The 23,945-nt window shown below is 72.4% G+C and carries 20 protein-coding genes; 10 read left to right on the forward strand and 10 right to left on the reverse strand.

Annotation, left to right across the window (positions count from 1 at the left end; all coding sequences use genetic code 11):
* Positions 1 to 43: 43 nt before the first annotated feature.
* From RPQ07_RS31070 to RPQ07_RS31080, 3 genes are read right to left on the reverse strand one after another with little or no spacing between them, the layout of a single operon-like run.
* Positions 44 to 1,390 carry an MFS transporter gene (locus RPQ07_RS31070; RefSeq protein ID WP_313947533.1) on the reverse strand — a complete coding sequence of 449 codons (1,347 nt, stop codon included), beginning with the start codon at positions 1,388 to 1,390 and terminating at the stop codon, positions 44 to 46.
* Between the two features lie 38 nt (positions 1,391 to 1,428).
* On the reverse strand, positions 1,429 to 2,193 hold the full coding sequence (locus RPQ07_RS31075; RefSeq protein WP_313947534.1) for a glycerophosphodiester phosphodiesterase family protein: 765 nt from the start codon (positions 2,191 to 2,193) through the stop codon (positions 1,429 to 1,431).
* Positions 2,190 to 2,882 (reverse strand): YczE/YyaS/YitT family protein, encoded by a 693-nt coding sequence (locus RPQ07_RS31080; RefSeq protein ID WP_313947535.1) that lies wholly within the window; start codon positions 2,880 to 2,882, stop codon positions 2,190 to 2,192. The genes RPQ07_RS31075 and RPQ07_RS31080 overlap by 4 nt, the downstream gene beginning before the upstream one ends.
* A gap of 64 nt (positions 2,883 to 2,946) precedes the next feature.
* Between RPQ07_RS31080 and RPQ07_RS31085 the strand changes: the two genes are divergently transcribed.
* The gene (locus RPQ07_RS31085) at positions 2,947 to 4,446 is read left to right on the forward strand and encodes a PLP-dependent aminotransferase family protein (RefSeq protein WP_313947536.1); all 1,500 of its coding nucleotides are present in this window, start codon (positions 2,947 to 2,949) and stop codon (positions 4,444 to 4,446) included.
* 30 nt (positions 4,447 to 4,476) lie between these two features.
* Here RPQ07_RS31085 and RPQ07_RS31090 read toward each other — a convergent pair whose 3' ends face one another.
* Together RPQ07_RS31090 and RPQ07_RS31095 are read right to left on the reverse strand one after the other, a co-directional pair.
* Entirely contained in the window at positions 4,477 to 6,081 is a 1,605-nt protein-coding gene (locus RPQ07_RS31090; protein ID WP_313947537.1) for a hypothetical protein, read from the reverse strand.
* A 52-nt stretch (positions 6,082 to 6,133) separates the two neighbouring features.
* Positions 6,134 to 6,328: a hypothetical protein gene (locus tag RPQ07_RS31095; protein WP_313947538.1), complete on the reverse strand. Its 195-nt coding sequence runs from the start codon at positions 6,326 to 6,328 to the stop codon at positions 6,134 to 6,136.
* Between the two features lie 299 nt (positions 6,329 to 6,627).
* Here RPQ07_RS31095 and RPQ07_RS31100 point away from each other — a divergent pair, with 299 nt between their 5' ends.
* The 6 genes from RPQ07_RS31100 to RPQ07_RS31125 all read left to right on the forward strand — a co-directional run bounded on the left by RPQ07_RS31100 (position 6,628) and on the right by RPQ07_RS31125 (position 15,869).
* On the forward strand, positions 6,628 to 7,020 hold the full coding sequence (locus tag RPQ07_RS31100; protein ID WP_313947539.1) for an ankyrin repeat domain-containing protein: 393 nt from the start codon (positions 6,628 to 6,630) through the stop codon (positions 7,018 to 7,020).
* Between the two features lie 265 nt (positions 7,021 to 7,285).
* Complete coding sequence (locus RPQ07_RS31105; protein ID WP_313947540.1) at positions 7,286 to 8,704, forward strand: HEAT repeat domain-containing protein; 1,419 nt, start codon at positions 7,286 to 7,288, stop codon at positions 8,702 to 8,704.
* A gap of 94 nt (positions 8,705 to 8,798) precedes the next feature.
* Positions 8,799 to 9,923, forward strand: coding sequence for a glycosyltransferase family 1 protein (locus RPQ07_RS31110; protein ID WP_313947541.1), 1,125 nt, complete (start codon positions 8,799 to 8,801; stop codon positions 9,921 to 9,923).
* Positions 9,920 to 11,098 carry a glycosyltransferase gene (locus RPQ07_RS31115; protein ID WP_313947542.1) on the forward strand — a complete coding sequence of 393 codons (1,179 nt, stop codon included), beginning with the start codon at positions 9,920 to 9,922 and terminating at the stop codon, positions 11,096 to 11,098. The genes RPQ07_RS31110 and RPQ07_RS31115 overlap by 4 nt, the downstream gene beginning before the upstream one ends.
* Before the next feature lie 302 nt (positions 11,099 to 11,400).
* The gene (locus tag RPQ07_RS31120) at positions 11,401 to 12,279 is read left to right on the forward strand and encodes an SGNH/GDSL hydrolase family protein (RefSeq protein WP_413777854.1); all 879 of its coding nucleotides are present in this window, start codon (positions 11,401 to 11,403) and stop codon (positions 12,277 to 12,279) included.
* Complete coding sequence (locus RPQ07_RS31125) at positions 12,276 to 15,869, forward strand: hydantoinase B/oxoprolinase family protein (RefSeq protein WP_313947543.1); 3,594 nt, start codon at positions 12,276 to 12,278, stop codon at positions 15,867 to 15,869. Before RPQ07_RS31120 ends, RPQ07_RS31125 begins: the two co-directional genes overlap by 4 nt.
* Positions 15,870 to 15,922: 53 nt before the next feature.
* Here RPQ07_RS31125 and RPQ07_RS31130 read toward each other — a convergent pair whose 3' ends face one another.
* From RPQ07_RS31130 to RPQ07_RS31150, 5 genes are read right to left on the reverse strand one after another with little or no spacing between them, the layout of a single operon-like run.
* Complete coding sequence (locus RPQ07_RS31130) at positions 15,923 to 16,789, reverse strand: biotin-dependent carboxyltransferase family protein (RefSeq protein ID WP_313947544.1); 867 nt, start codon at positions 16,787 to 16,789, stop codon at positions 15,923 to 15,925.
* Positions 16,786 to 17,403, reverse strand: a complete 618-nt coding sequence (pxpB, locus tag RPQ07_RS31135; RefSeq protein WP_313947545.1) for a 5-oxoprolinase subunit PxpB — start codon at positions 17,401 to 17,403, stop codon at positions 16,786 to 16,788. Before pxpB ends, RPQ07_RS31130 begins: the two co-directional genes overlap by 4 nt.
* Entirely contained in the window at positions 17,400 to 18,164 is a 765-nt protein-coding gene (locus tag RPQ07_RS31140; RefSeq protein ID WP_313947546.1) for a 5-oxoprolinase subunit PxpA, read from the reverse strand. Before RPQ07_RS31140 ends, pxpB begins: the two co-directional genes overlap by 4 nt.
* A gap of 51 nt (positions 18,165 to 18,215) precedes the next feature.
* Positions 18,216 to 19,028 (reverse strand): putative hydro-lyase, encoded by an 813-nt coding sequence (locus RPQ07_RS31145; protein WP_313947547.1) that lies wholly within the window; start codon positions 19,026 to 19,028, stop codon positions 18,216 to 18,218.
* Positions 19,025 to 20,302: an MFS transporter gene (locus RPQ07_RS31150; protein ID WP_313947548.1), complete on the reverse strand. Its 1,278-nt coding sequence runs from the start codon at positions 20,300 to 20,302 to the stop codon at positions 19,025 to 19,027. The genes RPQ07_RS31145 and RPQ07_RS31150 overlap by 4 nt, the downstream gene beginning before the upstream one ends.
* 159 nt (positions 20,303 to 20,461) lie before the next feature.
* Between RPQ07_RS31150 and RPQ07_RS31155 the strand changes: the two genes are divergently transcribed.
* The 3 genes from RPQ07_RS31155 (at position 20,462) to RPQ07_RS31165 (ending at position 23,904) form a co-directional block, all read left to right on the forward strand.
* Positions 20,462 to 21,178: a GntR family transcriptional regulator gene (locus tag RPQ07_RS31155; protein WP_313947549.1), complete on the forward strand. Its 717-nt coding sequence runs from the start codon at positions 20,462 to 20,464 to the stop codon at positions 21,176 to 21,178.
* A gap of 121 nt (positions 21,179 to 21,299) precedes the next feature.
* Positions 21,300 to 22,826 carry a hypothetical protein gene (locus tag RPQ07_RS31160; RefSeq protein WP_313947550.1) on the forward strand — a complete coding sequence of 509 codons (1,527 nt, stop codon included), beginning with the start codon at positions 21,300 to 21,302 and terminating at the stop codon, positions 22,824 to 22,826.
* A 178-nt stretch (positions 22,827 to 23,004) separates the two neighbouring features.
* Positions 23,005 to 23,904, forward strand: a complete 900-nt coding sequence (locus RPQ07_RS31165) for a hypothetical protein (protein ID WP_313947551.1) — start codon at positions 23,005 to 23,007, stop codon at positions 23,902 to 23,904.
* Positions 23,905 to 23,945: the final 41 nt, after the last annotated feature.

Below are 23,945 nucleotides of genomic sequence, written 5' to 3' on the forward strand. Positions count from 1 at the left end.
TGGCAGGCCAAAGGCGTACACTACCGGCCTTTCACTTCAACGTCTAAATCCGTTCCGGCACGGGGTTGCCCGCGGCTGCCACCGCACGCCGTACGGGTACCCGGGCGAGCAGGACGAAACCCAGCCCGAAGAAGACCACCAAAGAGATGATCGCGTCCCGATAACTCCCGGTCAGCTGGTACGCGAGGCCGAAGACCAGCGGTCCGAGCCAGCTCAGACCGCGGTCGCTCATCTCGTACGCCGAGAAGTACTCCGCCTCCTTGCCGCGGGGCACCAGGTGTGAGAAGAGCGACCTCGACAGGGCCTGGCTGCCGCCGAGGACGAGCCCGATCGCCGCGGCGAGCGCGAAGAACCACAGCGGAGCCCTGGCCGGAAGGAAGAACCCGGCCGCCAGGATCACGGCCCACACTCCGAGCGAACCGAGAATCGTCCGCTTGGCCCCGTGCGTTCTGGCCAGCCGTCCCATTCCGAGGGCACCCGCCACGGCCAGCACCTGCACCAGCAGAACCGCGACGATCAGTGTCGTCTGGTCGAGTTCCAGCTCCTCCGAACCGTAGATCGAGGCCTGCGAGATGACCGTCTGGATGCCGTCGTTGTAGATGAGATACGCCAGCAGGAACGACATCGTGAGCGGATGCTTCCGCATGTCCTTGAGGGTCGCCACCAGCTGCCGCCAGCCGGACCCGACCGCGCCCTCGCCGCCCGGCGCGATCCGCCGGTCCCGCAGACGTCGCAGCGGAACCAGCGTGAAGGCGCCCCACCACACACCGGCCGACGCCAGGCAGATCCGTACCGCGGCGGATTCGGAGAGGCCGAACGACTCATGGGCCGAGTAGACGATCAGATTGAGCACCAGGACCAAGGCGCCGGAGGTGTAGCCGAAGGCCCAGCCGCGCGACGAGACCGCGTCGCGTTCGTCCGGCTCGGCGATCTGCGGCAGATAGGCGTTGTAGAGGACCATCGAGACCGACAGTGAGGCGTTCGCGACGATCAGCAGAAACGCGCCCAGCAGATAGCGGTCGCCGCCCACGAGGAACATGGCCGTCGTGGCCGTCGCACCGACATAGGCGGCCACGGCCAGCAGCGGCTTCTTCCGCCCGGTGCGGTCCGCCCACGCTCCCGCCATCGGCATCAGCAGCACGGCCAGCACCACGGACGCGGAGACCGCGTAGGCGAACACCGATCCGGCGCGTATCGGGATGCCGAGGGGATGCACGAAGCCGTCCGCGTCGGCCGCGGCCTTCGCCACCGACGTCAGATACGGGCCGAGGAAGACGGTGAGCACACTCGTCGAGTACACGGAGCACGCGAAGTCGTAGAAGTACCAGCCTCGTTGCTCGCGCCGGCGGTCGCCCGCCCCCGTCGCCTCCTGCGCGATGTCGGTCGTCACGCCCGCCCCCTCGCTCGTCCGTGGTGCAGACGCGCGGGTCAGACCCAGACTCCCCGGTCCGTCAGTACCGTGCGCAACGTCTCCAGATGATCGGTCATGATGCCATCCACTCCGAGGTCCAGGAGCGCTGCCATCCGATCCGCGTCGTTGACGGTCCAGACGTGCACCTGAAGACCGCGGTCGTGAGCCGACCGCACGAAGCGGCGGTCCACCACGCGCACCCCGCCCTGGGACTCCGGTACCTGCGCGCACACGGCGCCCATCCGTACCGCCGCCGGAATGCCGAACGACCGCAGCCGCAGGCCCACCACACCCCGCACGCCGTACGACGTGGCGAGCCGCGGACCCGCGAGGCGCATCGCCCGGGCCACCCGGCCCTCGGAGAAGGAGCCGATGCAGACCCGGTCCCAGGCGCCGGCCCGGCGCACCAGATCCACCAGCGGCACCAGCGCGGGCTCCGCCTTGATGTCGATGTTCCAGCGGGCCTCGGGGAATTCCTCCAGCAGCTCCTCGAACAGCGGCAGCGGCTCCTTGCCGGCCACCTTCGCCTGCTGGATCTCGCTCCACGGCAGGTCCGAGATCCGGCCCTTCGCGTCCGTCAGCCGGTCCAGCGTCGAGTCGTGGAACGCGACCAGCTTGCCGTCGGCCGTGGTGTGCACATCCGTCTCGAAGTAGCGGTAGCCGAGACCGGCCGCCCGGCGGAACGCTGCGGTGGTGTTCTCGATCCCGTCCGCCGTGCCGCCGCGATGGGCGAACGGCAGCACGGAGGGGTGGTCGAGATAGGGGTGGAGTACGCGGTTCACTTCCGCAGTATCGCCCGTCCGGGTGTCGCGCCGGCGACGACCGTGCTGCCGGCGTCCTGATCGGAGATGGCGAAGACGCGCAGGAACAGCTGCGCGAGCGGGCCGATGGCCAGGGCGTAGGCGATCGTGCCGATGCCGACCGAGCCGCCCAGCACGAAGCCCGTCGCCACCACGGCCACCTCGATCGCCGTACGCACCAGGCGGATCGAGCGCCCCGTGAGCCGGTGCAGTCCGGTCATCAGGCCGTCCCGCGGGCCCGGTCCGAACCGCGCCGCGATGTAGAGCCCGGTCGCCACCCCGTTGAGCACGATGCCCGCGATCAGGAGCGTGATCCGGACGGGCAGGCCGTGGGCGTCCGGGACGAGCGCCAGCGTGCCGTCCATCGCCAGACCGACGACGAAGACGTTCGAGACGGTGCCGAGGCCCGGCCGCTGCCGGATCGGGACCCACAGCAGCAGCACCACGGCGCCGACGATGATCGAGATCACGCCCATGGTCAGACCGGTGCGCTCCGCCAGGCCCTGGTGCAGCACTCCCCAGGGTTCGAGCCCGAGCCCGGCGCGCACCAGCAGTGCCGCACTCACCCCGTAGAGGGTGAGGCCGATGTACAGCTGCGACAGCCGGCGAGTGAGATGCGCGGACTTCCCCGACACGATGACGCCCCCTCTGGTGATAGTGGACTGACTCATGACACTCTGTGGCTATGCCATACCCGGCAACCATGGCCAATTCGATGAAGGTGGACTGACTTCCATGACGCAGTGGACCTCTGCGGTGGGCGCGGCCCAGCTCGCCCGGCAGCTCACCTCCCAGCAGCCGCGCCCCGCCGGCCCCGGGACCCGTAAGCCGCCGGCCTACCGGGCCCTCGCCGACGGTATCCGGCTGCTCGTCCTCGAAGGCAGGGTCCCCGTCGCCGCCCGCCTCCCCGCGGAGCGCGAACTCGCGCTGTCCCTCTCCGTCAGCCGCACCACGGTCGCCGCCGCCTACGAGGCGCTGCGTACCGAGGGCTTCCTCGAATCCCGCAGGGGTGCGGGCAGCTGGACCGCCGTACCGGCAGGGAATCCGCTGCCCGCGCGAGGCCTGGAGCCCCTGCCGCCCGAGTCGCTCGGCTCCATGATCGACCTGGGCTGCGCCGCCCTGCCCGCGCCCGAGCCGTGGCTGACCCGTGGCGTCCAGGGAGCGCTGGAGGAACTGCCGCCGTACGCCCACACCCACGGCGACTACCCGGCGGGCCTTCCCGCCCTGCGGCAGATGCTCGCCGACCGCTACACCGAGCGCGGCATCCCGACCATGCCCGAACAGATCATGGTCACCACCGGCGCGATGGGCGCGATGGACGCCATCTGCCATCTGTTCGCCGGGCGCGGCGAGCGGGTCGCCGTCGAGTCACCCTCGTACGCCAACATCCTTCAGCTGATGCGCGAGGCCGGGGCGCGTCTCGTGCCCGTGGCGATGGAGGAGGGGCTGGGCGGCTGGGACCTGCCGCGGTGGCGGCAGGTGCTGCGGGACGCGGCGCCCCGGCTCGCCTACGTCGTGGCCGACTTCCACAACCCCACCGGCGCGCTCGCGGACGAGGACCAGCGCCGCCGGCTGGTCGACGCGGCCCGCTCCGCCGGCACGGTCCTCGTCGTCGACGAGACGATGTCCGAGCTGCACCTGGACGACGGTGTCGACATGCCGCGGCCCGTCTGCGCCTTCGACCCGGCGGGCAGCACCGTGCTCACGGTCGGCTCGGCCAGCAAGGCCTTCTGGGCGGGCATGCGCATCGGCTGGGTGCGGGCCGCACCCGATGTGATCCGTTCGCTCGTCGCCGCCCGCGCCTATGCGGACCTGGGCACCCCGGTCCTGGAGCAGCTCGCCGTGAACTGGCTGATGCGCACCGGCGGCTGGGACCAGGCGGTCTCCATCCGGCGCGATCAGGCCCGGGAGAACCGCGACGCGCTGGTCACCGCCCTGCGCCGGGAACTGCCGGACTGGGAGTTCGCCGTCCCGAGCGGTGGTCTCACGCTCTGGGTGCGGACGGGCGGGCTGTCCGGCTCCCGGCTCGCCGAGGTCGGCGAACGGGTCGGTGTACGCGTCCCGTCGGGGCCGCGCTTCGGAGTGGACGGGGCCTTCGAGGGCTTCGTCCGGCTGCCGTTCACGGTCGGCGGGCCGGTGGCCGACGAGGCGGCCGCGCGGCTGGCCGCTGCCGCGCGACTGGTCGAGGCGGGGGCGAAGGCGGGCACGGAAACGCCGCGCACCTTCGTCGCCTGACCCCTCCCGGCAGTGGCCGTCCGGGCCGGGTCAGCCCTCGGCCGGTATCGGGTCGGGCGCCCCGGCCTCGGCCTTCTCCGTCTTCTTCACCTGCGCCACCGGCTCCGCGGCCTCGTCCGGCGCCCGCCCGTCGATGTACTCGGGCAGCAGCTCCAGCACGGCCTGGCGGTGTGCCTCGCTCGTCGCGTCGTCGTACGGGTCGGGGGTCGCCGGCACCTGGAGCCGCAGCACCGGGCCGGTGCCGAGCCGTGCGTAGCCGCGGCCGGGCGGGACGTCCGGCGTCGGCGTGGTGTGGGGCGTCGTCCCGAGCACGGTGCTGATCTGTTCCGGGGTCGCGGGGCCGAGCACCACGCGGCCGCGGGTGTGCGTCCGTACGGTCTCGGTCAGTGCGTCCAGGCTGTCGAACTGCTCCGCCACCACGACCGTGACCTGGGCGGCGCGGCCGTGCCGCAGCGGCACCTGGAGCAGCTGCTGGGGCTCGGTGTCCCCGTCGGCCGCGGCGAGGTGGCCGAAGATGCTCGGGCGGTCCACCAGGATCCACAGCGGCCGCTTGGTGTCCTCGGGGACGGACTGCCCGGCCTGGCGGGCGCGGTTCGCGGCGATCAGACGGCGCTCGGTCTCGTGCGCGGCCCATTCCAGGCTGGCGAGCGCCCCGGCCAGTCCGCACTCGACGGCCAGCACACCGGTGCGTCCGGTCAGGCAGGCGTACTCACCGGTGCCGCTGCCCTCGACGATCAGCACGTCGCCGTGCTGGAGCGCCTGGAGCGCGATGGACCGGAGAAGGGTCGTGGTGCCGCTGCCCGATTCGCCGACCACCAGCAGATGCGGCTCCGTGGAGCGTGGTCCCGTACGCCAGACCACCGGCGGCGCGTCCCGTGTCTCCTCGCCCTGGGCCACCGGCACGGTGCGCTGGACGGCGCCCTCGTCGGTGAAGCCCAGCACGGTCTCGCCGGGGACGGTGACGAAGCGCTGGGCGGCGATGGCCGTGGACAGGGCGGGCAGGACGCTCATGACGAGGCGGTTGCCCTCCTCGTCCCAGGTGAAGAGGTACTCGCGGCCGCGGCCGGACTTGGCGTGCAGAAGTTGCTCGATCCGGTCGCGGGACTGCGCCTCACCGTCCGTGAAGTACGCCGGGTAGGCGATGTGCAGCCGGGTCAGCCGGCCGTCGTCGTCGAAGGCGTACTCACTGAAGGCGCCTGACCAGTCGCCACCGTGGGCGAAGAGCGGGGCCGGGTCGTCGGGGACCGAGAAGTAGGGCACCAGGGCTTCGTAGAGCGCCTTGAGCCGTCCGATCTCCGCCTCGTCGGGCCCCGTCTTCACCGGTTCGCGCACCCGTCCCTTCCAGGCGGCCGCGGCCATCACCGAGATGAGGGCCAGAAGCGGCCCGTACGGGATGAGCGCGACCACCAGGACGCCGCCCGCGACCAGGAACAGGGTGGGACCACGCCGTTCCTTGGGTGTGGCGGCCCACCGCAGCCGGGTCAGTCCGGCCAGCTTCCGCAGACCACGGGAGACCGTGATCAGCGGATGGAGTACGTCCGTGGCGTTGTCGGCGGCCGTGCGCGCGATCTCCCGGCTCCGGGCGATCTGCGCTGTTCCGCTGCTCAGAATGCGGGGGAGTGGTCGCCGGGCCACGTGGGTCTCCTGGGGGTGCTGAATGCGGATGTACCGAAGGGGGCGGGAGTGGTCAGAACTTGATCCCGCCCAGCAGGCTGGCGAGGCTCTGGCTGCCGGCCTTGATGCTGGGGGCGATGGCCGTGCCCGCAAGGAAGAAGCCGAAGAGTGTGCAGACGACGGCGTGGGAGGCCTTGAGGCCGTCCTTCCTGAAGAACAGGAAGACGATGATGAGCAGCAGCACGACGCCTGAGATGGACAGGATCATGATGAGTTCTCCTGGGTGAGGGGACAGTCACCTTGAGTACTTCCAGCCTCACAGGAAGTATCTATGCGATAAAAGGTGCAAATGGGTGAAAATCCCAAGATTCCACTCCACTGGCGGACGCCGGGTCTCCGCTCGAGGGGCACACTCCGCGCTCGCACGGCACAGTGCCTCCCTCATGGGTGATCCATGCCTCGGGCGCGCCGCTCCGTCCCGGTCGCCGGGCAGTACTCTGACGATTCACTCGTACGGCTGTTCTTGCCGTGCGCCCCAGGTCAACGCAGTGAGAGGCGGTCCGTCCGATGAGCGAAGCCCCGGATCCCGAGGTGATCGAACTCGCGACCAAGGTCTTCGACCTGGCGCGGCAGGGCGAGACCGAGACGCTCGCCGCGTACGTCGACGCCGGTGTGCCCGCGAATCTCACCAACGACCGCGGTGACACCCTCGTCATGCTCGCCGCCTACCACGGCCACGCCTCCGCCGTGGAGGCGCTGCTCGCCCGCGGCGCCGAGCCGGACCGTCCCAACGACCGCGGCCAGACCCCGCTCGCCGGTGCGGTCTTCAAGGGCGAGGACGATGTCATCCGCGTTCTGCTGGCCGGCGGAGCGGATCCTTCCGCAGGTACGCCCTCCGCCGTGGATACTGCGCAGATGTTTGGGAAGACAGAGCTCCTGGAGCTCTTCGGCGGCCGGTGACCGGTTGCCGGAAGGCCGCCGGGAGGGACGCCGTAAATGTGGTCGCGGTGGCGAAATGGGTGGGTCATCATGACGTCGGGCCCTACCCCGGACTTCATCCGGGAGTTCCCCTGGGGCCACCGACGAGAGGCAGGACGATGGTCTACACCAAGCGGAAGACGACGACGGGCGGCCCTACATGTTGCTGCGCGGCCTAGGCATCCCCTTGCCCGGATTTCCCCGGATCTCCCCGGTTGCGTCGACAGCTTGATGTGAGGCTCTCCCCATGTTCGATCCAGTCATAGCGCCGAGCGGCACCTTGCTCGGCCTGCTGCAGAGGGGCCGCGGCGACGGCACGCTGCACGCGCTCGCCGCGCCGCGCGCCGAAGCGCTCGCCGCCCTCAACCACTGCGTGCTCCACGACCCCCGCCACGACTGGCAGGTCGAGAACCGCTCCCTCTACTACGCCCGCCTCTACCTCGACCTCCACGGCGGTCTCGAGGAGATCGAGCGGCACCTGGGCGACACCGACGACCACCTCGACACCGACGAGGCCAGGACCGGCCTCGCGCTCGCGGTGCTCGGGCATCTCGCCTCCTACGGCAGGACCGATGCCCTCGCGCTGTTGCGCGGCTATGCCGCCACCGGCGCCAACTGGGCGTGGGCCCTGGACGAACTGGCCCTGCGCGACGACGACGCCGGACTGCGTGCCCTCGCGGTCCCCGTCCTCGCCCGTTTCCCGGCCACCCCCGAGGGTGAGGCCGAACTGGCCGCCGCCGTCCGCGACGCCTTCGAACCCCGGCCGTGGCGGCTGTGGGCGGACGACCGGCGCGAGAGCGTCGGCGCCCGGGTCCGTGCGGCCCGGGAGGCAGGCTCCTTCGACCGCTGGCAGCGCCAGATGCGACCGTCCGGGCCCCGGCCCGGCTGGAGCGTCCAGGCCGTCTTCGACTGGGCCGACGAGGGTGTCGAGCGCGGCGCCGCACTGCATGTGCCCGCTGCCCGCTGTCTGTCCGCCGTGGCCGGGTCCGAGGACCGGCCCGCCATCCTCGCCGCCGCACGCGACGGGGCCGACGGCGCCCGCTGCGCGGCGCTGCACTACCTCGCCCAGTCACGTGACCCCGCCGTCCTCGACCTGATCGAGGCCGCCGTCGGCACCGGGTCGCGGACGGTCGCCGAGGCCGCCGTCGCCGCGTTCGAGCGGATGTGCGGCGACGAAGCCGTCGACCGGGCGCGCGGCTGGGTCCACCGGCCCGACGCCCTCGGCGCCTCGGCCGCCGGTGTCCTCGCCTGCCGCGGCACCGCCCAGGACGCCACGCTGGTCCTCGGCGCACTGCGGGAGACCGTGCGGGCCGACGGCCCGGACGCCCCGCTGCTGTGGACCCTCGTCGACGGGGCCGGGCGGCTCGGCATCGCCTGCGCCGCACCCGTCCTGCGCCATATCTACCGCGAGACCGCCTCCTCCTGCCTGCGCGGCAGGGCCGCCCGCGCCCTGGCCTGCACCGACGGGTCGTTCGCCACCGGATTCGCCGTGGAATGCCTGTGGGACTGCGAGGAGACCACCCGCGAAGTCGCGGCGCTGCACGCCGAGACCGGTGACGTCCGCGTGGCCGAGAGGCTGCGCCGGCTGGCCGCCGATCCGGCCGAGGAGGCCGAGGTGCAAACGGCCGTACGGAGCAGAATCGGCCCGGACATGCCCGCAGTGTGACATCAGGGACGCCGCCACAAACGCTCATGGGACGTTCCACAAGCGGAAAGATCCACGTTGTCGCAGCCACCCCGGGCCAGACGACAACACGGGTATGCGAGTCGTCATCATCACCGAATCATTTCCGCCAGACGTCAATGGTGTGGCGCACTGCGCCCTGCAGACCGCCCGGCATCTCGCCGCGCGCGGCCATGACCCGCTCGTCATAGCCCCGGCCGTCGCCGGGGCGGACGGCTCCGACGAGAGCGCACCCTGCCCGGTGGTGCGCGTGCCCTCCCTGCCGCTCCCCGGCTATCCGCAGGTACGGGTGGCGCTTCCCAGCCGCAAGGTGGCGGCGACGATCGCCGCCCACCGGGCCGAGCTGGTTCACCTGGCCAGCCCGTTCGTCCTCGGCGTACGCGGCATGGCCGCCGCGTCCAAGCTGGGGCTGCCGGCCGTCGCGGTCTACCAGACCGACCTCGCCGGCTATGCCCGTACCTACGTGGGCGCGGGCGAGAACGCCGCCTGGCGGCGCATCCGTACCGTGCACAGCGCGGCCGACCGCACCCTCGCCCCCTCCACCGCTGCCCTGCGGGATCTGGAGGAACACGGCGTCGAGAGGGTGCGGCTGTGGCCGCGCGGCGTGGACACCGCGCGTTTCCGGCCGGAACTGCGGGACGAGCAGCTGCGCCGCAGCCTCGCCCCGAACGGCGAGCTGATCGTCGGCTATGTGGGGCGCCTCGCCCCCGAGAAGCACGTCGAACTCCTCGCCGGGGCCTGCGCCACACCCGGTGTACGGGTGGTCGTCGTCGGCGACGGCCCGAGCGAGCCGTCCCTGCGCACCGCGCTGCCCACCGCCGTCTTCCTCGGCCGAAGGACCGGCGCGGACCTCGCCCGGATCTTCGCCTCGCTGGACGTCTTCGCGCACACCGGACCGTACGAGACCTTCTGCCAGACCGTGCAGGAGGCCATGGCCAGCGGCGTTCCCGTCATCGCACCCGCCGCGGGCGGACCGCTCGACCTCGTCGACCACCTGCGCACCGGCCTGCTCATCGAGCCGCGGGACGGCGAAGCGGTACGGACCGCCGTCGCCACCCTCGCCGCGGACCCGCAGCTGCGGGCCGCCTACGGCCGCGCCGGAAGGGCCGCCGTCGAAGGACGGACCTGGGCCGTGATCGGCGACGCCCTGCTCGACCACTACGCCGAGGTCCTCGGCGCCCGGACGGCGGTGGCGGCATGAGCGGCCTGCGGATCGTACGACTGGCGAACTTCGTCACCCCCGCCTCCGGGGGCCTGCGCACGGCGCTGCGCGAACTCGGCCAGGGCTACCTCGCCGCCGGCCACGAGCCGGTGCTGATCGTGCCCGGCGACGTGGAGAGCGACCGGATGACCCCGCAGGGCCGGGTGATCACCCTGCCCGGGCCCGAGATACCGGGCACCGGCGGCTACCGCGTACTCGCCGCCAAGCGGCGCCTGCGGGAGGTCCTCGACAGCATCGGGCCCGACCGGCTGGAGGTCTCCGACCGCACCACCCTGCGGTGGACCGGCGAGTGGGCACGACGCCACAGGGTCCACTCCGTGATGGTCTCCCACGAGACCGCGGACGGGGTGCTGCGCACCTGGGGACTGTCCGAAGGCGTCGCGGTCCGCGCCGCGGACCGGCTGAACCGCCGCAGCGCCTGGGCCTACTCGCGCATCGTGTGCACCACCGAGTGGGCGGAGCGCGAGTTCGTGCGCATCGGGGCACGCAACGTCGTCCGCGCGCCTCTCGGGGTCGACCTGGTCCACTGCCGTCCCGGGCGGCGCAGCACGGTCCTGCGGGCCGAGCACGCGGCCGGGGCCGATGTGCTGCTGCTTCTCTGCTCCCGGCTGTCGGTGGAGAAGCGCCCCGGCATGGCCCTGGACGCACTCGCGGAACTGCGCCGGCGCGGAGTACGGGCCACGCTCGTCGTCGCCGGCGACGGTCCGCTGCGGACCTCCCTGATCCGCCGGGCACGGGCGGAGCGGCTGCCGGCCGAGTTCCTCGGATACGTCGGCGACCGCGAGGCCGTGGCCGACCTGCAGGCCGCGGCGGACATCTGCCTCGCCCCCGGTCCCGCGGAGACCTTCGGGCTCTCGGCCCTGGAGGCACTGGCCTGCGGGACCCCCGTCGTCGCGAGTGCCTCCTCGGCACTGCCCGAGGTGATCGGCGACGCGGGAGCGGCGGCAGAGGACACCCCGCAGGACTTCGCTCAGGCCGTCCAAGGGCTGCTCGCCCGCCCCGAGCGGGAACGCAGTGAGGCTGCCAGGGCGCGCGCGGAGCTCTTCGACTGGCAGCGGTCGGTGACCGCCTTCCTCGACGCGCTGGAGGCCCCGGCCGCCCGGACGACCGGCCGGCCCGCACCGCACGTCCTCGGAGAGGGAGTGACGGTATGACGGCCTCGCCCGCGGGGGCGCTCGCCGACGCGTCGCAGGCCGACCCGTCGGTGGCCGCCCCGGAACCGACAGCCACCGCGCATCCGACAGCAGCCACTGCGCATCCGGCGGCGGCGACCCCGCATCCGACAGCAGCCACTGTGCTCCCGTCGGCGAGCTCTCCGCGTCCCTCGTCGGCCACCGCGGACCCGACCGCGCCGGGGCGTACCGCGATCGTCGCGGGCGCGGAGGTCTACCCCGTACCGGACCTCGCCCCCGCACCCGAGCTGCCGGGTTCCGGCGTCATCGTCCGCCCGGCGCCCCTGGCACCCCCGGCACCGCCGCGTGCCCTGCGGTTCGCGGCCCTCGGCGACTCCCTCACGGAAGGCGTCGGCGACCGGGTCGGCGACGGCTGGCGGGGCTGGGCCGCCCTCCTCGCGGCCGGGCTGGGGGACCGCTCGGCACCGGCCGAGTTCCGCAACTTCGCCGTCAGCGGCGCCCTCACCGAGGACGTCGCCGAGCGGCAGGCACCCGAGGCGCTGGCCTTCCGGCCCGACATCGCCTCCGTGGTCGTCGGCGTCAACGACACCCTGCGCCGCACCTTCGACATCGAGGAGGTCACCCGCCGCCTCGACTCCGTCTTCGACCGGCTGACGGCACGGGGCACCGTCCTGCTGACCGCCTGCCTCCCCGACCCGGGGACCATGCTGGGGCTTCCGCTCCCGCTCGCCCGGCCGCTCGCCCGTCGCCAGCGTGCGGTCAACGCGGTCGTGCACGCCCTGTCCGCCCGCTACGACGCCGTCCATCTCCACGCGAGCGACGGCGCCTGGGTCCTCGACCGGTCCATGTGGAGCGCGGACCGGCTGCATCCGGGGGAGCGTGGCCACCGCATGATCGCGCTGCGCTTCCACGAACTGCTCGGCGGGTACGGGCTCGCCCGCGGTCAGGCGCCCGGCGCCGAGCCGACCCAGCCCCCGCCGACCAGGGCGGCCTCCCTGTTGTGGCTCGCCACGGCGGGTACCGGCTGGGTGGCCCGACGCTGCAACGATCTGCTGCCGCAGCTGATGCGACTCGCCGGTTCCGAAGTGCGCCACTGGGCGCGCGGCACCAGCGAACGCCTGGACCGGAGCGCGGAGCACGCACTCTCCGTCGCCCTCGCCGCCGTGTCCCTGGAGGTCCCGCTTGCCAGAATGGGGGAATGAGCGGGCGCTGGGAGTTCTGGATCGACCGTGGCGGCACCTTTACCGACGTCGTGGGCCGACGCCCCGACGGCAGGCTGGTGACCCGGAAGCTGCTCTCGCACAACCCCGAGCGTTATCGGGACGCGGCCGTGGCGGGGATTCGGCTGTTGCTCGGCACCGGGCCCGACCAGCCCGTGCCGGCCGACCGCGTCGACAGCGTGAAGATGGGCACGACCGTTGCGACGAACGCCCTGCTGGAGCGCCGCGGTGAACCGACCGTCCTGGTCGTCACCGAGGGCTTCCGGGACGCCCTGCGCATCGCCTACCAGAACCGGCCGCGGATCTTCGACCGCAGGATCGTCCTGCCCGAGCCCGTGTACGAGAAGGTCATCGAGGTCCCCGAACGCGTCGACGCGCACGGGGAGATCATCCGGCCGCTCGACCTGGACGACGTCACCGAGCAGCTGACGGCGGCGCGCGCCGAGGGCTTCCGCAGCGCGGCGATCGTGCTGATGCACGGCTACCGTCACCCCGGCCACGAGCAGCGCATCGCCGAAGCCGCACACGAACTCGGCTACACCCAGATCAGCTGCTCCCACGAGGTCAGCCCGCTCATCAAGATCGTGCCGCGCGGCGACACGACCGTCGTGGACGCCTACCTCTCACCCATCCTCCGGCGCTACGTCGACGAGGTCGCCTCCGAACTCGCCGACATCCGGCTGATGTTCATGCAGTCCAACGGAGGACTGCGCGAGGCCGCCCACTTCCGGGGCAAGGACGCCGTCCTGTCGGGACCGGCCGGCGGGGTCGTCGGTATGGCGCGCACCGCCCAACAGGCCGGTTTCGGGCGGGTCATCGGCTTCGACATGGGTGGTACGTCCACCGATGTGTCCCACTACGCGGGGGAGTTCGAGCGCGAACTCGGCACTCAGGTCGCCGGCGTGCGGATGCGGGCGCCGATGATGAACATCCACACCGTCGCCGCCGGCGGCGGTTCCGTGCTCCACTTCGACGGCCGCCGGTACCGGGTCGGCCCCGACTCGGCGGGCGCGGACCCCGGACCCGCCTGCTACCGCCGCGGCGGGCCCCTCACGGTGACCGACGCCAATGTGATGCTCGGCCGGATCCAGCCCGACCACTTCCCCGCCGTCTTCGGGTCCGACGGCGACCGGCCGCTGGACGGCGACGTCGTACGGGAGCGGTTCACCGAACTCGCCGAGGAGGTCCGCCGGGAGAGCGGAGTCCGGCGCACGCCCGAGGAGGTCGCTGCCGGATTCCTCGAGATCGCCGTGCTGAACATGGCGAACGCGGTGAAGAAGATCTCCGTCCAGCGCGGCCACGACGTCACCGGCTACGCCCTCAACTCCTTCGGCGGCGCGGGCGGCCAGCACGCCTGCGCCGTCGCGGACGCCCTGGGCGTCGACACCGTGATCGTGCCCCCGCTCGCGGGCGTGCTGTCCGCGTACGGCATCGGCCTCGCCGACGCGACCGCCATGCTGGAGCAGTCCGTGGAGGCGGAACTGGACGAGGAGACCTGCGCGCGGGTCGGCACCCTCTGCGACGAGCTGGCCGGCCGCACCCGGGCCGAACTGCGCGACGACAACGTCCCGGACGACGCGATCACCACCCACGCACGCGTCCTGCTCCGCTACGCCGGCACGGACGCGAGCCTGCCCGTACCGCTGGAGGGCGCGGCCGCCATGCGGGAGTCCTTCACCTCGGCCCACCGGGCCCGTTACGCCTTCACCATGGACAAGCCGCTCGTCGTGGAGGCGGTCTCCGTCGAGGCGGTGGGGACGGCGGGCGAACACGGCGCTCATGTCGTCGAGGAGACCGAGGGCGGGGGCGAGTTCGCGCCACGGGCCCGCGTTCCGATGTTCGTGGAAGGTGAGCGGCAGGAGGTGCCGCTGTACCGGCGCGCCGACATCGGGCACGGCGACACCGTCGAAGGGCCCGCGATCATCGCCGAGTCCGACGCCACCACGGTCGTCGACCCCGGCTGGCGGGCCGCGCCGGACGAGGGCGGTCATCTGCTTCTGACGCGCGTCCGGCCCCGGCCCGGCAGGACCGCCGTCGGCACCGACGTCGACCCGGTGCTGCTGGAGGTCTTCAACAACCTCTTCATGGCCATCGCCGAGCAGATGGGGGTGCGCCTGGAGAACACCGCCCACTCCGTCAACATCAAGGAACGGCTGGACTTCTCGTGCGCCCTCTTCGACGCGGAGGGCAATCTGATCGCCAACGCGCCCCACATTCCCGTACACCTCGGCTCGATGGGTGAGTCGATCAAGGAGGTGCTGCGCCGCAACGGGGACGGACTGCGGCCGGGCGACGTCTACGCCATCAACGACCCGTACCACGGGGGCACGCATCTGCCCGATGTGACCGTGGTGACGCCCGTGTTCGACGGTGACGAGCTGCGCTTCCTCGTCGCCTCCCGCGGGCACCACGCGGAGATCGGCGGCATCACCCCCGGCTCGATGCCCGCCTTCAGCGAGACGATCGACCAGGAGGGTGTGCTCTTCGACAACTGGCTGCTCGTCCGGGACGGCGTGCTGCGCGAGGAGGAGACACGCGAGCTGCTGACCACGGCGGCGTACCCCTCCCGGGCCCCCGACACCAACCTCGCCGACCTGCGCGCCCAGATCGCGGCCAACGAGAAGGGCATCGAGGAACTGCGCCGTATGGTCGACGAGTTCGGGCTCGACGTCGTCCAGGCCTATATGCGCCACGTCCGGGACAACGCCGAGGAATCGGTCCGCAGGATCGTGGCCGATCTCGACGACGGTGAGTACCGCTACGAGACCGACGGCGGCGCGGTCATCCGTGTCGCGCTGCGGGTGGACCGCGACGAACGCAGCGCCGTCATCGACTTCACCGGCACCTCGCCGCAACAGCCGGGCAACGTCAACGCGCCCACCTCGGTCGTGATGGCGGCCGTGCTCTATGTCTTCCGCACGCTCGTCGCCGACGACATCCCGCTCAACAGCGGCTGTCTGGAGCCGCTGGAGGTCCGGGTGCCGGAAGGATCCATGCTGGCGCCCGTCCACCCGGCGGCGACCGTCGCGGGCAATGTCGAGACCTCACAGGCCGTCACCGGCGCGCTCTACGCGGCGCTCGGCGTCCAGGCGGAGGGCTCCGGCACGATGAACAACCTGACGTTCGGCAACGACCGGGTGCAGTACTACGAGACGGTGGCGAGCGGTTCGGGGGCGGGGGACGGGTTCGACGGCGCCGACGCCGTCCAGACGCACATGACCAACTCGCGGCTCACCGACCCCGAGGTGCTGGAGTGGCGCTATCCGGTGCGGGTGGACGCCTTCGCGGTACGCGACGACAGCGCGGGCGACGGCCGGTGGCACGGCGGACAGGGCGTCGAACGCAGGATCCGCTTCCTGGAGCCGATGACGGTGGCACTGCTCACCGGGCACCGCCGCGTCGCACCGTACGGGATGGCGGGCGGTGCGGCGGGCGCGCTCGGCGAGAACCGGGTGGAGCGCGCCGACGGGGGTGTGACGGAACTGAAGGGCGTCGATTCGGTGGACGTGGGGCCGGACGACGTCCTGGTGGTCAGGACGCCCGGCGGCGGTGGCTACGGGGAGCCGGTCTGAGGTCTGCCGCGTGTCCGCCGTCCGCCGTCCGCCGTCCGCTGATCCGGGCTCCGTCAGCGGACGGGGACGAAACGGACCGGGGTGCCGGGTGCCGCCTGGGCCGTGGCGGGGAGGTCCCGTGGGTCGACCACCGCCACCACCGGATAGCCCCCGGTCGTCGGATGATCGGCGAGGAAGACCACCGGGCAGCTGTCCGGCGGCACCTGGACCGCCCCCAGCACCATGCCCTCGCTGGGCAGTTCACCGGTCCGCGCCCGCTCCAGCGCGGGGCCTTCCGTCCGCAGCCCGATGCGGTTGCTCGACGCCGAGACCCGGTATCCGCCGGAGGCCAGCGTGCGCAGGGCCCCGTCCGTGAACCAGTCCGCGCGCGGTCCCAGCCGTACGCGCAGGATCAGTTCCGCGGGCGGCGCGGGCCACGGCACACCGCCGTCGAGTCGCGCCGGCTGCCCGGTGGGCCTGCCGAGCGGCAGCACCGCGCCGTCCGCGAGCGGCGCCGGTCCGAGACCGGACAGCAGGTCCGTGGAGCGGCTGCCCAGGACGGGTTCCACCGCGAACCCTCCGGCGACCGCCACATACGACCGGACGCCCCGCGCGGCCCAGCCGGCCTCGATGAGGGAGCCCGCGGCCACCCGGACCGGTGCTCCCCAGGCCACGGGCCGTCCGTCGACGGTGACCGGGCAGGGCGCTCCGCCGACCGCGACGGTGACCGCGCAACGCGGGCGCAGCGCACAGCCGTTGAGCGTGGTCTCCAGGACGGCCGCGCCCTCCGCGTTGCCCACCAGACGGTTGACCGTCCGGGCTGCCGGCGCATCGAGCGCCCCGGACCGGGGCACGCCGAGGTGGGCGTGCCCCGGGCGGCCCAGATCCTGCACGGTGCTCAGCGCCCCGGCCCGTACGACGGCGATCGCCCGGTCGGTCATCGGCCCTCCGGCACGAAGCGCACCCGGGTCCCGGGGGAGAGGAGGGCGGCCGGCTCGCGGGCCGGGTCCCACAGCTCCAGAGCCGTGGAACCGATCAGCTGCCAGCCGCCGGGGGAGGAGCGCGGATAGATCCCGGTGTACGGACCGGCGAGACCGAGGGAACCGGCGGGGACCGCGGTGCGCGGGGTCGCCCGGCGCGGTACCGCGTACTGCTGCGGGAGGCCCGTGAGATAGCCGAACCCGGGGGCGAATCCGCAGAAGGCGACGCGGAATTCGGTCGCCGCGTGGATCTCCACCACCTGCGCCTCCGTCACCCGCCACAACGCGGCGACGTCGGCGAGATCGGGGCCGTCGTAGCGCACCGGCACCTCGATGGCTTCGTCCACGCGCGCGGGGAGCGGTGGCACGTCCCACCCCGCGAGCTCCTCGGCCCAGTGCCCCGGGTCGTCGAGCCCGTCCAGCAGGACGGTCCGTGCCGCCGGGACGATCTCCCGTACCGGCCGGAGCGTGCCCGCCGCCCGGCGGCGCAGCAGCTCGGCATGGAGCGCACCGGCCTCGTCGCCGTCCACGAGCTCGACGAGCAGAGCCCGGTCACCGACCGGCAGCACCCTCATACGAACGCCTCCACGCGCACACCCGCGGCCTCCAACTGCCGCCGTACGCGCCGGGCGAGGGCGACGGCTCCGGGGGTGTCGCCGTGCAGGCACAGTGAACGGGCCCGGACGGGAACGGACTTGCCGCACCGCGCGGCGACCACCCCGAACCGGGCCATGCTGACGGACCGTTCGACCACGGCCGACGGATCGGTGAGGACCGCGCCCTCCTCCCTCCGGGGCACCAGCGTCCCCTCGGCGGTGTACGCGCGGTCGGCGAACGCCTCGGTGATCGCCGGCAGTCCGGCCTTCTCCGCCATGGTGTGCAGCTTCGAGCCGGGGAGTCCGAGCAGCGGCAGGCGCTCACCCGACAGCATGACGCCCTCGACGACGGCGGCCGCCTGCTCCTCGTCGTGCACGACACGGTTGTAGAGCGCGCCGTGCGGTTTGACGTACGAGACCCGGGAGCCGGCGGCGCGGGCGAAGATCTCCAACGCGCCGATCTGGTAGGCGATCTCGGCCGCCAGCTCGTCCGGTGGCACGTCCATGGAACGCCGTCCGAAGCCGGCGAGGTCGCGATAGGAGACCTGGGCGCCGATCCGCACCGACCGTTCGGCCGCGAGCGTGCACACGCGGCGCATGGTGGCCGCGTCACCGGCATGGAAGCCGCAGGCGACGTTGGCGCTGGTGACGACGGACAGCAGCTGTTCGTCGTCGGTGAGTTGCCAGCGGCCGAAGCCTTCGCCGAGGTCGGCGTTGAGGTCGATCGACGCCCAGGTCATGTGCTCCTTCTTTCCTGCCTCTGCTCGGTTCACGCGGATCGGGCCGCGGGTTCAGGCCACGCGGTACTGCTCGTCGCGGACGTCCGTGATGAACATCCGGCCCGGTGCGTGGGTGATGGCGAACGGCGGCCGGGAGGCCATGACCGCCGCCTGCGGGGTGACTCCGCAGGCCCAGAACACCGGGATGTCGCCCGGCTCCGGGACCACCGCGTCACCGAAGTCGGGGCGGTCCAGGTCCTCGATGCCGAGCTCCGCGGGGTCGCCGCTGTGCACCGGGGCGCCGTGGACCGCGGGCATCGCCGCACTGGCGCTCACCGCCGCGGCGAGGTGCCCGGGCGGTACGGGACGCATGGAGACGACCATGGGTCCGTGCAGTCGTCCCGCCGGACGGCAGAGCCGGTCGGTCACGTACATCGGGACGTTGCGGCCCTGGTCGACATGGCGCAACGGGACGCCGGCCGCCGACAGAGCCCACTCGAAGGTGAAGCTGCATCCGATGAGGAACGACACGAGGTCCCCGCGCCACCGCTCCACGACATCGGTGGGCTCGTCGACGAGCTCGCCGTGCTCCCACACCCGGTAGCGCGGCAGATCGGTGCGCAGGTCCGCGCCCGGCGCGAGCGTGGTGGACCAGGAACCGGCGTCGGTCTCGTCGAGTACGGGACAGGGCTTCGGGTTGTGCCGGCAGAACTCCCGCACATCGTGCGCCCAGTCGGCGGGAACCGCGATCAGGTTGGCCTGTGCGTGGCCCGGGACCATGCCCGCGGTCGGGCCGCTCAGCCCGGAACGGAACCGTGTGCGGGCCTCGGCCGGGCTCCACGCGCGCCCGTCGAGGGGCTTGGAGGGTGTGCTGTACGCCGTCACAGCAGCTCCCTGCCGCGCGTCTCCGGGAGGCCGAACAGTGCCACCACCGCCAGCGCGTAGCCCGCGGCGCCGAGGATGAGTGCGCCACCCACACCCCAGCTGTCGGACAGGAAGCCGACCAGCGTGGGCAGGAAGGCGCCGACCGCGCGCCCGCTGTTGTAGGTGAAGCCCTGACCCGTGCCGCGTACGGCCGTCGGGTAGAGCTCGCTGAGGAAGGAGCCGAAGCCGCTGAAGATCGCGGACATGCAGAACCCGAGCGGGAAGCCGAGGACGAGCAGCAGGCCGTTCGCTCCGGAGGGAATGTTGGTGTAGGCGAGAATCCCGGCCGCCGAGAGGGCGGCGAAGAGCGTGATGTTGTTCTTGCGGCCGATGCGGTCCGTGAGATAGCCGCCGGTGAGATAGCCGAGGAAGGCGCCGGAGATCAGGAAGGCGAGATAGCCGCCGGTGCCGACGACCGTCAGCCCCCGCTCGGTCTTGAGATACGTGGGGACCCAGGTGGCGAGTGTGTAGTAGCCGCCCTGGACGCCGGTCGACAGCAGTGTGGCGAAGAGTGTCGTCCGCAGCAGGTCGCCCTTGAAGATGGCCCCGAAGGAACCGCGCTCGCTGCTGGCGCTGCGCCGGGCGGCGGCTTCGGGAGCGTCCTTGACATGGCGCCGTACATAGATCACCAGCAGAGCGGGCAGCGCGCCGGTCCAGAACATCACGCGCCACGCGGTGTCCGCGTCGAGGAACTCGAAGACCAGGGTGTAGACGATCACGGCGAGCGCCCAGCCGGCCGCCCACGCGCTCTGGACGGCACCGAGGGTACGGCCGCGGTGCTTGGGTCCGGCGTACTCGGCGACCAGGATCGCGCCGACCGCCCACTCGCCGCCGAAGCCGAGGCCTTGGAGGGCCCGGAAGACCATCAGCGTCTCGTAGTTGGGGGCGAATCCGCAGGCCACGGTGAAGACCGCGTAGGTGATCACCGTGATCATCAGGGCCTTCACCCGGCCGATGCGGTCGGCCAGGATTCCGGCGAGCGCGCCGCCCACCGCGGAGACCACCAGGGTGACGGTGGTGAGAAGTCCGGTCTGTCCGTTGTCGAGGGCGAAGTACGCGGAGATCGCCACCATGCTCAGCGGCAGCGTGAAGTAGTCGTAGGAGTCGAGGGCGTATCCGCCGAACGCGCCGCCGAAGGCGCGGCGGCCGCCGGGGCCGAGCGCCCGCAGCCAGGCGAAGGCGCCGGTGTCCTCGGGGAGTTCGCCCTGCTTCGACTGTGCCTGGGTCGTACTCATCTGCACCTCGCAGAGGGGGAGAGGGTGCTGGCGACTGTGCGGTAGCGCCAAGGTAGGGGATTGTTGAACGATCCGACAAGAGTCATGTCGGGTCGTTCTTCCTTCTACGATGGAGCTCGCGCATCGCCGGGAGCCGCCGGCGCAGGAGAGAGGGGTGCTGTGGGGACGACGGAGCCCGAGGTCGGCGGACTGGCGGACGACCGGCCGCTGTTGGGTCGCACCAGCACGGCCGAGCGGGTCGCGGACATCCTGCGGACCCGGATCGCGGAGGGCTACTTCCCGCCGGGGGAGCGGCTCTCGGAGGACAGCATCGGCAAGGCGCTCGGCGTATCGCGCAACACCCTGCGCGAGGCGTTCCGGCTGCTCACCCACGAACGGCTGCTCGTCCACGAACTCAACCGCGGCGTCTTCGTCCGGATGCTCGCCGTCCAGGACGTCACGGACATCTACCGCACCCGCCTCCTCGTCGAGTGTGCCGTCGTACACGGTCTCGGCGAGCCGCCGTACGCCGTCGAGCGGCTCGAAGCCGCGGTCTCCGGCGGTGAACGATCTGAGCGCGAAAGGGACTGGAAGGGCGTTTCCACCGCAAACATCCATTTCCATCGCGAACTGGTCGCCCTCGCCGGCAGTGCCCGCACCGACGAACTGATGCGCAGCGTGCTCGCCGAACTCCGGCTCGCCTTCCATGTGGTGGACGACCCCCGACGGCTGCACCAGCCCTACCTCGTCCGCAACCGCGCCATTCTCGACGCGCTCCAGGCCGGCGACCGCACCTCCGCCGAACGGCTGCTCACCGACTATCTCGAGGACTCCCGCACCCAGATGGTGGAGACCTATGCCGACCTCGTCGCGGACGAGGACGGCGAGGGAGCGTAGTCACGCCGGGCGCGGGGCCGGGTGACGCGGACCCGCACCCGGGCCGGACCGCGGCCCCGGTGCTGCGGTCGCTTCTGCGTCGTTTCGACCGTTGTCGGTGCGAGGACCTAATCTGTGCAGCGTGACTTCGCCTGCCTCGACGGAATTCGTTCCGCCCCAGCTCAGCGCGGGGCCGCGGCCCGCACAGGGCCCGGCCGCCGACGAAGGGCTCGCGCGGCGGCTTCGCGCGCTCGCGTGTACCGCTCCGCTGCACGACCTGGACGCCCGCAAGGCGAACCTCGCGGGGGAGTACACGGTCTACGCGATGGCGGAGGTGGCGCTGTCCGCCATTGACCTCGTCACGCTCAACATGGACTTCGACACCGGCGCCGACCACGACCAGATCGTCGCCAGGCTGCTGCCGCGCATCGGCGCCCAGGCACCGCAGCGACCCGTAGCCGAGCACGAGCGCGTCGCGCGCTGGGTGCTGGAGAACCTGATCAACGTGGGCAGCGTGGACCGCGGTTTCCGCGCGGTCTACGGCACCTTCGGCACCGACGGCGTCTACACCCGCCGCGACTACGACTTCAAACTCATCGAGGAAGTCCCGGGCCACGGCGGCAGCGTCTACCTCCGTACCACCGACGAAGCGGTCAACGTCCTGGTCGGCGCGCTCGACACCGACGTCACCAGCGCGCAGATCGCGGCGGAGGTCAAGCTCGAAGTCCTCATCAGCCGGGGCAGGCTCGCCGACGCCCAGCTCGCCGCCGAGCAGGCGCGGTACCGCACCGTTCAGTACGCCGAGACCCTCCGCCGGACGCTGGACGCAACCCGTCGCAACGTCCGCGCGGTCGACTGGCTGAACGCCGTTCCCGACATGATCGCCGAAGCGCTGGACCACGTCGCCGACCGGTACCGCCACGAGAACGCGATCCTCACCAACATCCGCAAGGCACGCGACGAGGCCGAGGACCCGGAGCACAAGCGCCGCGCCGCCGAACTCGTCGACATCGTCAAGGACTGCATCCGCCGCCACACCCAGTTGCAGTCGCGACTCCTGGAGGCCGGACCCCTGTTCCGTGCCGAGCAGGACCGGCAGGCGTTCGCCCGTCCCACCGCGCGCACCGGACTCGATCTCTACGGACAGCTCGTCACCCCGGTGCTGCCGCTGCCGCTGCGCTCGGCGATCCGGGTCACGGACGCCTTCTTCGCCCGCGGCACCGGACTGCGCACCCCGTCCTCCGTACGCGTCGGCGACCTCGTCGAGATGCTGCTGACGCCGCCCCTGGAACGCGAGCACCTCGGCGCGGAGATGCCCGAGCCCGATCTGATCGCGACCCCGGACGACAGCCGCTTCAGCGAGGAACAGCTGGCGAGCGCGATGGAGCTGCTCGACCTGGAGCACGACGCGCCGCGCCGGCTGTCCGGCCTCCTCGCCGAGGCGCGCCGCCGCGATCCCGAACTGCCCTACCTGGTCGCGCTGCTGGCCATTCACGCGGCGAGCCCTCCGGTCGGCACCGCCTACCGCCAGGGTGAGGAGCGGCTGCTGTTCGCGGTCGACGACGGCACCGAGCTGGACGACCCCGAGTTCGGCGGCGCGGACCTGATAGTGGGGACGGCACTGCTCGACGCGGCAGGTATGACGGCGGACCGGACGGAGGCGGCGTGAGGACCCTGGCTCCGGCCTCTGCGACCGCGTCCGAGGCGGCGCGGGGTTCCTCTCCGGCCGTGTCCGGCGCCCGGGGTCCCCATGGACGGGAGACGCCAACCGCGGGGCGGCGCCGCGGATCCGCTGCGGCGTCCGCATCCCGGCCCGCGACCACCACCACGACTGCGCAGGAGCACCCGTGACCGACAACCAGGCCGAGCAGCACGCATGGCGGGAGGCGGACGCCCACGAGACGCCCGTCCCGGCCGCGCAGGCCACGGTCACACCCGCCGACGCCGCCGACGCGGCGCGCCTCGTCTCGTTCGGACTCCAGCCCAAGCTGCTGCCCGCCCGCGACGCCGAGTACGCCGAACTGCTGCGCCGCTACCGCGAGGAAGCCGCGTTCGCCCGCCTCGCGGACGCCGTCGCCACGGGCCTCGGCCTGATCGTCCTCGAAGTCTCCCCGCGCGCCGGTATGGCGGTCACGGCCGGCGAGGACTCCGTGTTCGCCGTCCGGATGGGCGACTACGCCCGCCGCGCCACCGCCGACTCTGCGGACCGCTTCCTGCACGGTCTGGCCCATCTCGCCGTCGCCGCCATGGCGTTCCCGCGGCCCGAGGACCTCGCCGACGACGGATACATCGGCCGGATCACCGTCAACGGCGTCGACGCCTTCGTACGCCAGGCGTGCAGCCGTCTCGAGGAGCGCGCCGACGCCGAGGGCGAGAACACCGACCCGGCCACCGACGAGCCGGGTCTCGAGGCCGCCTGGCGCGTCTACGCCCGCCGCAGCGCCACCGGCGCCACCAAGGACGCGCGACGGCTCGCCGGGTCCACCACCGGCATCGTCGGCAAGGCCGTCGCCTTCCTCACCGATTCCGGCTTCCTCCAGCGCACGGGCGACGACGCCGGCGGCGCCTATCGCACCACCGCCCGGTACCAATTGCAGGTCCGCGACATGGCGGGCAGCGCGGCCATGGCCGAACTGCTCGAACTGGGCGTCGTACCGGTGAGCGACGGCACCGCCACCCTCGTACCACCGCCCGACGCGGACGGTCTGGAGCTGGCGGCCGACGCCGGACTCCCCTTCCACACCTGACCCGTCGGCCCTCACCCGGGCCCCCGCCACCCGCCCCGCCC

It is taken from the genome of Streptomyces sp. AM8-1-1 (assembly GCF_032229325.1).
In the GTDB taxonomy this organism is placed as follows: Bacteria; Actinomycetota; Actinomycetes; order Streptomycetales; family Streptomycetaceae; genus Streptomyces; species Streptomyces achmelvichensis.